This window comes from Dermacoccus sp. UBA1591, from assembly GCF_002322065.1.
Classification (GTDB): Bacteria; Actinomycetota; Actinomycetes; order Actinomycetales; family Dermatophilaceae; genus Dermacoccus; species Dermacoccus nishinomiyaensis.
The window spans coordinates 32697-42138 of record NZ_DCNR01000030.1; the positions used below are offsets into that span (position 1 = coordinate 32697).

Annotated in this window: 11 protein-coding genes and 2 tRNA genes; 8 read left to right on the forward strand and 5 right to left on the reverse strand. The window is 68.9% G+C overall.

Going from position 1 to position 9442, the window contains the following annotated elements; genetic code table 11:
* The first annotated feature begins 148 nt into the window (after positions 1 to 148).
* The 3 genes from B2284_RS03530 to B2284_RS03540 all read left to right on the forward strand — a co-directional run bounded on the left by B2284_RS03530 (position 149) and on the right by B2284_RS03540 (position 1175).
* Positions 149 to 637, forward strand: coding sequence for a DUF4442 domain-containing protein (locus B2284_RS03530; protein WP_083607192.1), 489 nt, complete (start codon positions 149 to 151; stop codon positions 635 to 637).
* A 96-nt stretch (positions 638 to 733) separates the two neighbouring features.
* Positions 734 to 806 (forward strand) — tRNA-Ala (locus B2284_RS03535).
* A gap of 296 nt (positions 807 to 1102) precedes the next feature.
* Positions 1103 to 1175, forward strand: a tRNA-Ala gene (locus tag B2284_RS03540).
* A gap of 217 nt (positions 1176 to 1392) precedes the next feature.
* Here the strand turns inward: B2284_RS03540 and B2284_RS03545 are convergent.
* Complete coding sequence (locus B2284_RS03545; RefSeq protein ID WP_074045580.1) at positions 1393 to 1917, reverse strand: hypothetical protein; 525 nt, start codon at positions 1915 to 1917, stop codon at positions 1393 to 1395.
* 44 nt (positions 1918 to 1961) lie between these two features.
* Between B2284_RS03545 and B2284_RS03550 the strand changes: the two genes are divergently transcribed.
* Complete coding sequence (locus tag B2284_RS03550) at positions 1962 to 2141, forward strand: hypothetical protein (protein WP_074045581.1); 180 nt, start codon at positions 1962 to 1964, stop codon at positions 2139 to 2141.
* Positions 2142 to 2147: 6 nt separating this feature from the next.
* On the forward strand, positions 2148 to 2345 hold the full coding sequence (locus B2284_RS03555; RefSeq protein WP_131941192.1) for a hypothetical protein: 198 nt from the start codon (positions 2148 to 2150) through the stop codon (positions 2343 to 2345).
* A 175-nt stretch (positions 2346 to 2520) separates the two neighbouring features.
* Here the strand turns inward: B2284_RS03555 and B2284_RS03560 are convergent, their stop codons facing one another.
* Complete coding sequence (locus B2284_RS03560; protein ID WP_074045582.1) at positions 2521 to 3804, reverse strand: acyl-CoA dehydrogenase family protein; 1284 nt, start codon at positions 3802 to 3804, stop codon at positions 2521 to 2523.
* A 64-nt stretch (positions 3805 to 3868) separates the two neighbouring features.
* Entirely contained in the window at positions 3869 to 5206 is a 1338-nt protein-coding gene (locus tag B2284_RS03565) for an acyl-CoA dehydrogenase family protein (protein WP_083607193.1), read from the reverse strand.
* Positions 5207 to 5383: 177 nt separating this feature from the next.
* Here B2284_RS03565 and B2284_RS03570 point away from each other — a divergent pair, with 177 nt between their 5' ends.
* Positions 5384 to 5860, forward strand: a complete 477-nt coding sequence (locus B2284_RS03570; RefSeq protein ID WP_006944311.1) for a GNAT family N-acetyltransferase — start codon at positions 5384 to 5386, stop codon at positions 5858 to 5860.
* A 106-nt stretch (positions 5861 to 5966) separates the two neighbouring features.
* On the opposite strand, the gene B2284_RS03575 is transcribed toward B2284_RS03570, so the two are convergent.
* A complete protein-coding gene (locus B2284_RS03575) occupies positions 5967 to 6596 on the reverse strand; it encodes a type II toxin-antitoxin system PemK/MazF family toxin (protein WP_006944316.1) in 630 nt (209 codons plus the stop codon).
* A gap of 170 nt (positions 6597 to 6766) precedes the next feature.
* Here B2284_RS03575 and B2284_RS03580 point away from each other — a divergent pair, with 170 nt between their 5' ends.
* On the forward strand, positions 6767 to 8011 hold the full coding sequence (locus tag B2284_RS03580) for an MFS transporter (RefSeq protein ID WP_006944205.1): 1245 nt from the start codon (positions 6767 to 6769) through the stop codon (positions 8009 to 8011).
* A gap of 80 nt (positions 8012 to 8091) precedes the next feature.
* On the opposite strand, the gene B2284_RS03585 is transcribed toward B2284_RS03580, so the two are convergent.
* Positions 8092 to 8685, reverse strand: a complete 594-nt coding sequence (locus B2284_RS03585; RefSeq protein WP_074045583.1) for a rhomboid family intramembrane serine protease — start codon at positions 8683 to 8685, stop codon at positions 8092 to 8094.
* A 329-nt stretch (positions 8686 to 9014) separates the two neighbouring features.
* Between B2284_RS03585 and B2284_RS03590 the strand changes: the two genes are divergently transcribed.
* The coding region (locus tag B2284_RS03590; RefSeq protein WP_286697197.1) for a GTP-binding protein at positions 9015 to 9442 on the forward strand (428 nt) is incomplete at its 3' end.

Below are 9442 nucleotides of genomic sequence, written 5' to 3' on the forward strand. Positions count from 1 at the left end.
GCGTCCTCGACGACGCGTTCGGGGCGTGGTTGCCGCCGATCCTCGGTGGTGTCGGGATGGGCTTGGCCTCACCGGCGATCAACCGTCTCGTGGGTGTGCCCGTCGCGGGCCGTGCGGACGAGGCCCGTCGCGGGGACGAGGTGCGGCGATGAGTCGGCACGCGGGGCGCGAGCGCAAGCGGATGTCGCCGCGCACGTTCGGGCGGCTCATGAACTTCTACCCGCCGCTGGTGGGCATGGGATTGCGGGTGAAGTCGTTCTCGGACGACTGGAGCGAAGCGCGCGTCGAACTCAAGCTCAATCGGCTGAATCGCAACCAGAACGGCACGGCGTTCGGTGGGTCGATCAACGCGATGACGGATGCCTTCTTCCCGTTGCTGCTCATGCATCAGTTGGGTCCGGAGTATCTCGTGTGGGATCAGGCGTGTGAGATCGAGTTCCGTTCGCCGGGCACATCGACGGTGTACGGCGTGTACGAGATGCCCAAGGACGTCGTCGAGGAGATCCGTGCGCAGGCCGCTGACGGGTCGAAGGTATTGCGCTGGTTCGAGTGTGATCTGACGTTGGTTGACGGCACGGTCGTCGCGCATGCGAGGCGTCTCGTGTACGTGCGCAAGAAGCGTCCGAAGGCGGCGTGACCGTTCGTGGGTCGAGGTTCGCGGCGTGCGTGCGGGTGATTTGCTTCGTGGGTGACCGGCCGGTTAAGGTACACGGGTTGCTCACGAGCTGAGTGCGGGGCTATGGCGCAGTTGGTAGCGCGCTTCCATGGCATGGAAGAGGTCTGGGGTTCGAATCCCCATAGCTCCACAAGACAGAGACAGAGGACCACCCAGACACGCTTTTCGTCTGGGTGGTCCTCTGTTTCTGTCTTTGATCGAACTCTGTGATTCGAGGAGCAGGGCGAGCGTCAGCGAGCCCGACAGAGTCCCCATAGGTCCGACGCGCGAAGCCCGTGTGCCTGCGCGACGCTGGGACGCGCGACGCCCCAGCGGTGCACGCACGCAGCGCGTGACCCTGAGGAGTCGTCGCATCGGGGTGAACTCGAGTTGGACTTGCTGCGTCGAGGAGGTAACGTTCTGCGAGTGCTCACGTGAGTGGGTCACGGGGCTATGGCGCAGTTGGTAGCGCGCTTCCATGGCATGGAAGAGGTCTGGGGTTCGAATCCCCATAGCTCCACCGAGACAGATAAAGACCCTCACCGTACACGGTTTTCGTTCGGTGAGGGTCTTTCTCTATCTCTGTTGAACTCTGTGACTCGAGGAGGAGGGCGAGCGCTAGCGAGCCCGACGGAGTCCCCATAGCTCCACGACGCGCGAAGCGCTTGGACCTCGCGCCGCCACGCCACGACGCGCGAAGCGCGTGAACCTCGCCGCCACGCCGCGTGAGCCCATCGTCACGCCATCGCCACGGCTTTGTCATCGGCAGGCATCGTCCCGCGCAGCGCCGGCATGAGTATCAGCGACGTGATGATGGCGAGCACAGGGGCGATCGTCATCGCGGCAGCGGCTTCGACAACATCGGCGATGCCTCCGATGAGCAGCGCGCCGGCGGCTTGGCCGACCATGGTGCCTGTGCTGAGCAGGCCGAAGGCTTGGCCCTTGGTGGCGAGGTCGATGGATACGACGAGGCGTTCTTGCAGGGGCAGGGCGGCCGCGTAGCCGATGGCGGCGAGGCCGCCCAAAAGCGCGGCGAGCACGATCGGCGGGTGGAGGGGGCGAACACGAGGAACGGTGCGGCGAGCAGCGGGCGCAGCGGCAGCAGGAGTCGTTGGCCGGTAGTCCTGCAGGCCGATGCGGGTGCCGATGACGGCGACGACGGCCGCGCCGGCGGAGATGAGGAACAGGTTCGTAGGGGCCACCCACGTCAGCAGGATGGCGCCGAGGGCGTTGCCGACGACCTGGACGGTGCTCACCGTCATGTTGAGCGTTTGCGCGCCCGAGGACGAACGCTTCCTTGGGCACGATGTCCGACAGCAGCGCGATGGTCGCGACGAGGGCGGAGTGCATGACGGCGACGAGCACGAAGCGCATCCACCACGGCAGTGACGGGATGACCTGGATGCTGTCGACGCAGGCGGCGACGACGCCCGTCATCATCATGGCGGTGCGCGGGCGCAGGAGGTCGCTCGAGGCGAGCAGGTAGCGCGACGTGACGAGCTGGACCAGTGGCCGGCCGAACATGACCAGCGCGGTCAACAAGGGGGAGCGGGTCTGGTCGAACATCACGACGCCCAGCGCGAACGTCCCCCATGACGGCACTGACCATGAGCAGCATCCGAGAGATGAACAGCGCGCGGCACTTGGCGTTCGCGAAGAGGCTGCATCAGGTGGTCACACCACAATCTGACCCATGTCTCGTATGGCTGTGACACCGGGGGTCACTTCACGATTCAACTTCACGAGCGATGCTTCTGGTGAGAAGGCCGCCGCCCCGCGCGCAGTGCGCCCCGCCGAACGATCATCGCCCGCAAACGCGTCAGGGACGAGGCGTTTCCGGGCGATGATCGACAAGGGGAGCGAGATTACTTCAGCTGCCCACTCGTCAGACCCAGCAGGCGACGAGCGACGACGAGCAACTGGATCTGCTGCGTGCCTTCGAAGATGTCGAGGATCTTCGCGTCACGCGCCCACTTCTCGAGCAGCTCGCTCTCGGCGTAGCCGTCGACTCCGACGAGTTCGACGCACTGCAGCGCGACGTTGACGCACGTGCGGCCCGCCTTCGCCTTCGCCATCGACGCCTCCATCGAGTTGGGCTTGCCGTTGTCGGCCATCCACGCGGCACGCAACGTCAGCAGTAGCGCCGACTCGTAGTCGGCCTCCATCTGCACGAGGCGCGCCGAGGCGTACGTCTGGGCGGCGACGGGCGCGTCCCAGTCCTGGCCGTGGCCGGCCTTCTCGAGGGCCGCGCGGGTGAAGTCGAGGCAGGCGCGCGTCAGACCGACGGCCATCGCCGCGACGAGGGGGCGCGTGTTGTCGAACGTCTGCATTGCGCCACCGAAGCCGCCCTCGGTGCGGATCTCGGGGTCACCGAGCAGATCGTTCGCGGGCACACGGCAGTCCTCGAGGACGAACGCCGCCGTGTCGGAGGCGCGGATGCCGAGCTTGTGCTCGAGACGCACGAGTTTGAGGCCAGGGTTGGAGCGCTCGACGACGAACGACTTGATCGCCTTCTTGCCGAGCGAACGGTCGAGCGTCGCCCATACGACGACGAGTTCGGCGCGCTCACCGGAGGTGACGAAGATCTTCTCGCCGTTGAGGACGTACTCGTCGCCGTCCTTCGTCGCGGTCGTACGGATGTTGCCCGAATCCGAGCCGGTGTCGGGCTCGGTGATCGCCATGGCAGCCCAGCGGTTGCCGTAGCGCTCCTTCTGCTCGTCGTTCGCGACGGCGGCGATGGCGGCGTTGCCGAGGCCCTGACGCGGGATCGACAGCGTCAGCCCGACGTCACCACGGCACGTCTGCATGATCGACAGCGCCGAGCTCATGTTGGCGCCGTTCTTGTTGACCTTGCCGGCCTTCGTGCCGGACGCGGGCTTCGTCACGCCCGTCGCCTCGTCGGCGTCAGTGCTGGCCGGGGCCTGGTCGGTGCCGTCCTTGGCGCGCGTGGAACCGGCGGCGCCCGCGCCGTTGCTCGCACCCGAGTCGGTCATGCCGTCGATGAGGGCGGAGACGAGGTCGAGCTCGGCGGGGTAGGTGTGCTCGGCGAGGTCGTACTTGCGGCTGACGGGGCGGAAGACCTCGTCGGCCATCGAGCCGGCCTGCTTGACGAGGGGGACAAACTTCTTCGGGATCTCGAGGTCGATCATCACTGGGTCCTTTGCTGAAAAAACGCGGAAAGAGGAGGGCTGGTGGCGCAGCGGAGCGGCGAGCTCAGACGCTGACGCCACCTTCGAGGACGCCGGCGCCGCGCAGGTCGCGGTACCAACGCTCGTTGTCGAACTCCTTGACGAAGCCGTGTCCGCCGAGCAGTTGCACGGCGTCGGAGCCGATCTGCGTGGCGTGCATCCCGACGAGCGCGCGGGCGTGAGCGATGGTCTCGGCGGCACCGGCGTCGTCTCCGGCGTCGAGACGCGCCGCGGCGCGCAGGGTGACGAGGCGCAGCCCATCGAGTTCGATCGCGATGTTCGACACGGTGAACGCGACGGCCTGACGGTGACCGATCGGCTCACCGAACGCCTTGCGCTCGACGACGTACTGCCTGACCTGATCGAGCACGGCGCGGCCGGTGCCGCACGCGAGGGCGGCCCACGCGAGGCGCGAGCGGCGGATGGCATCGAGGGTGTCGTCAGCCTTGCCGAGCAGGTTCTCGGCGGGCACGCGCACCCCGGCGAGGTGCAGGCGCCCGGTGTGCGCAGCGCGCACGCCCATCGCCGGCTCGTCGCTCGTCGTCAGGCCCTCGGTGCCGGCTTCGACGATGACGAGGCGCGCGGCGCCGTCGAGCATGACGCTGATGACGAACAGTTCGGCGGCATCGGCGCACGGCACGAGCGCCTTCTCGCCGGTGATGACGAGGTCGGCGCCGTCCCGGGTGGCCGTCGTCGCGGGGGTGCGCGGGTCGGCGAGCGGGCCCGCTTCGGCGAGCGCGAGCGCGGCGACGGCGGGCTTCTTCTCGTCGGTGAAGGCGGGCAGGTAGGTCTCCTGCTGCGCGGACGTGCCGTAGCCCGCGATGGCGGTCGCGACGGCGGCCGGTGCCATGATCGCAACGGCGAGGCCCATGTCGCCGCGGGCGAGCTGCTCGAGAACGAGGGCCGTCATCACGGCGCTGCGCTCCTCGGCGATGCCGCCGAGCTCGGCCGGGACGCCGACGAGCGTCAGGCCCATCTCGGTGGCCTGCGCACGGATCTCGTCGGGCAGGGCGCGCTCCGCGTCGGCCTTCGCCGCGGCGGGACGCAGCAGTTCGTCGGCCAGTTCGGCGGCGACGGCGGCGATCGTCTCCTGATCCTCGGTGGGCGTCAGGTCGAACTCGCGGCGCGGCTTCGTCGGGGCGGTGCGTGCCGCGTCGCCCGAGCCGGCCTTCTTGGTGAAGGCGCGCCCGGCCACCGTCTGAGCCTTGAAACCGGACTTGCTGCCCTGGTAGAGGGCACGCTCGACCTTGGAGCGGATCGCCGGGTTCTTGAGCAGATCGTGCCCGCCGGCCTTGGCGAGAAGGCGCAGTGCGATGGCCTGGCCCTTGTCGGCGAGGGAGGCCTGGTTGGTGGTCGAAGTCATCTCGGCCCTTTCCGTGAGTGACGGTGCGTCGGGGTGTGCGAGCGCCGTTCGAGGCGGCGTGACACGCGGCTGAAGCCGAGGTTACCTGAACGTAGGTACGCGCGGTATCGGTAACCGGGGACTGGCGTGCGGGCGAGGACGACCCGCTCCGGGGCGTGCCGCGCTAGGGTGCGGATCGTGAACATTCGCCGCGCCACCCAGGATGACGTCCCCGAGATCGTGCGCCTCAAGGCGCTGCTCATGATCGACGGGTGGCCCTTCGACATCGAACTCGACGACGCGTGGCGCGAACGGTGCGCCCGCGTCGCGCGCCAGCTGCTCGCCTCCGACGGGTACGCGTGCTTCGTCATCGACCGCGTCGAGGGCGCGGGCCCCGGCTCGCCGCTCGCGTCGTGCGTGACGGCGACCGTCGAACAGCACCTGCCCGGCCCCGACGGCTCGGGTCGCTCGGCGTACGTCGGCGACATGTGCACCGACGCCGAGTTCCGCGGCCGCGGCTGCGGCACGGCACTGCTCGACGCCGCACTGCAGTGGTGTCGCGAGCAGGAGGCCGGCTGGGTCTCGCTGTTCTCCACCGAGAGCGGCGACGCGCTCTACCGCAAGGCCGGTTTCAGCGACGAAGGGCCGTTCCAGCACCTGTCGATGGCGTTGTGACTCTCGGCCGCCCGCTGCGTCGATGACGTCGCGCGAATGTGACCGAGCTTCGCAGAGGTGGACGACAATCGCCGATGTGGACGGGATTCGCCGTTGGGGCGGGTGCTCAGCGGCCCAGGGAGCGGGTGCGGGCGGCGGCGACGACGGCGTCGAACGTCTGCTCGTCGATGTGTGAACCCTCGCGTCGCACCCTGGTGACGTCGAGTTGCAGGACTCGGTCGAGGCGCACCTCGCTGCGTCGTCCGCGGTTGTCCCAGGCGCCGGAGCCGACGTCCATCCAGTGACGCCCCGCCTGAGCTTCCTGCGCGGCGTCACGGTCGTGATCCTTGCTCGTCAGTGGAAGCGCGAGGACGACGTCTTCCAGCTCCGGGTGCCGGGCGATGACGAGAACCGGACGATCCTTGCCCTGCGAGTGGTCCTCCTCGTACGGCACCCACGCCCACACGACCTCACCCGGATCGGGATGCCCGTCGTCATGCGGCGCATAGGCCGTCGCGGGTAGCGGGGCCGTCCAGTCGCCACCATACGGGTGCGCAGAGCCGGCCGGACGAGCGTTGGGCGCGTCGTCGTGACGGTGCGACGTCGGTGCACCCGCGCGGCGTCCGTCGGGCCCGACCGTGGCGTCGGCGCGGCGCCGCGTGGACGACGTTCCACGGCGTTCGGGGTCGAGGAGCGCATTCATGCCCCCACGTGCGAGGGCGCGGGAGAGGCGGACGGCGACGGTGCGCAGGTTCATGGTCCGAACGTAGCCCGTCCGGGCGAGCGCCGGGTGCGGGGCACGCGCCGGCCGCCCGGTTGCGCTCTCACACGAACGACGGACGCAGGTGACGACGGGTGATGAAACGCACGCCGTGCGCACCCCCTCAGCGGCTCGGGGTAGGGGTACGGGTGCGGAAGAATGGATCGGTGACCGAAGCAACCGCGCTGCATGACATCTGCGACGACGAGGCCGTCGACGCCGAACGCTCGAACCGCCACGGCAGCTACCCGCGAGCCGGTCTGGCGATCCTGGCGCTGGCGCTCGGCGGTTTCGCCATCGGCACGACGGAGTTCGTCACGATGGGTCTGCTGCCGCAGATCGCGCGGGGTCTCGGCATCTCGATTCCGAGCGCCGGTCACGCGGTGTCGGCGTACGCGCTCGGCGTGGTCGTCGGTGCGCCTCTCGTCACGATGCTGTTCGCGAAGGTGCCGCGCAAGAACGTCCTGCTCGGACTCATGGTCGCGTTCTTCGTCGGCAACATCGGCTCGGCGCTCGCCTCGAGCTACCCGATGCTGCTGCTCGCGCGCTTCGTCGCGGGCATGCCGCACGGCGCGTTCTTCGGCATCGGCGCCGTCGTCGCGGCCACCCTCGTCGAGAAGCACCGGCGCACCTGGGCCGTGTCGATGATGCTCGCTGGCCTGACGGTGGCGAACATCGTCGGCGTGCCCGTCTCGACGTGGCTCGGGCAGCATCTGGGCTGGCAGTGGCCGTACGCCCTCGTCGCCGTCATCGCGTTGCTCACCGTCGTTGCGGTGTGGTTGTGGATCCCGCACCAGGGCTCCCTGGGCGTCACGTCCGTCACCGGTGAACTGAAGGCGTTGACGCGCCCGCAGGTGTGGTTCGCGCTCGCGATCGGTGTCGTCGGCTTCGGCGGCATGTTCTCGACGTTCAGCTACATCGCGCCGACGATGACGGAGCTCACCGGCTTCTCGGACGCCGTCGTGCCGGTCATCCTGGTCATCTACGGCATCGGCATGACGGCGGGTGCGTTCCTGTCCGAACGCGTCGCCATGCGCGGGCTCATGCGCGGCATCTTCGGCTGCCTCGTGACGATCGCGATCATCCTGTCGCTCTTCGGCTTCGCCGCGCACAACAAGGTCAGCGCGGTCGTGTTCGTGTTCCTGCTCGGCTGCGTGCCGACGATCATGGTGCCGATGATCCAGACGCGGCTCATGGACGTCGCCCACGAGGGCCAGTCGCTCGCGGCCGCTCTCAACCACGCGACGCTCAACGCCGCCAACGCCCTCGGCGCCTGGCTCGGCGGCGTCGTCCTCGACGCGGGGCTCGGGTACGAGTGGTGCTCGCGCGTCGGTGCCGTGCTCGCGGCGGCGGGCGCCGTCATCACGCTGGTCTCGGCATGGACGTCGCGCCGCGCCGCCGTCGCAGGCTGAGCGCGCCCCTGGTGGCGCGAGGTGGCCGCGCTGATTCGCCCAGCTCTGCCGTCATCGTGGGCACGCTCGGGCCGTGCGGATCAGCCTGAGGACGCCGTCCGATCGCTGACGAGCTTCGCGGCGAGAACACCGCCGATCGCGCCACCGAGGTGACCCTGCCACGAAACGTGGGTGCTCTGCGGAAGCACACCCCACAGCACGCTGCCGTAGACGACGGCGAGGACGAGCCCCACGACGACCTCGGGCCAGCGGCGCGTCCAGAATCCTCGGACCATGAGGTACGTCAGCCACCCGAAGACGACGCCCGAGGCACCAGCGACGGCCGTGTACGGCGGGCTGAGCAGCCACGCGGCGAGCCCCGACGTGCACGTGACGATGAACGTCACACGCGCGAGGACGGCCAGGCCGCTGAGGGCGAGGACGAACCCGAGCGGCAGCAGCAACGCACTGTTCGCCTCGAGATGAGCCCACCCGTAGTGTGCGAACGGCATGGTGAAGATCGACCACAGGTCGCTCACCTCCCAGGCCTTCAGGGAGGCGGCGGCGTCGATGGCGTGGTGCGTCAGCACGTCGAGGGCCTCGATGATCCACAGCGCGGCGACGATCAGTGCGGAGACGACGGCGGATTGCTTGACGCGCTCTGCCGCGGGGCGAAGGGTGTGGTCGAGATCCATGGGCTGGCCTCCTGTGGGGAGTGGCTCGTCGGGTCCACCGGTATGGCGTGGGTGATGCGTCGTCGGTTCGACAACGCGTGCTCGACGACACCCGATCGACGCGTATCTGTCTCGCATCGTAGTGGGGCTCTCTTCGCGTGCGCTGGATGCACGTGTCGCGTCGGCCGTCGTACGTGACGCGTGCGGCAGGGGTGTCGGGGCGTGAAAGAATGAAGGGTCGCCGGTGTGCTCCTCGCGGGGCGCGACGGGCGGCCGCAGATCGATGCGTCATCGCCGCCTCCAGGGCGCGCGGCGGCGAACACCGACCCGACGAACTTCGAGGTATCACGTTGTCACCCATGGCCCGCAAGGCACTCGAGCCCGCCGCGACGCCGCCGGAGCAGATCCGCAACTTCTGCATCATCGCGCACATCGACCACGGCAAGTCGACGCTCGCCGACCGGATGCTGAGCAAGACGGGCGTCGTCGAGGATCGGGCCATGCGTGCGCAGTACCTCGACCGCATGGACATCGAGCGCGAGCGCGGCATCACGATCAAGAGCCAGGCTGTGCGCATGCCGTGGGAGCTCGACGGTACGACCTACTGCCTCAACATGATCGACACGCCGGGGCACGTCGACTTCACCTACGAGGTGTCGCGTTCGCTCGCCGCGTGCGAGGGCGCCGTCCTGCTCGTCGACGCCGCGCAGGGCATCGAGGCGCAGACGCTCGCCAACCTGTACCTGGCGATGGAGAACGACCTCACGATCATCCCGGT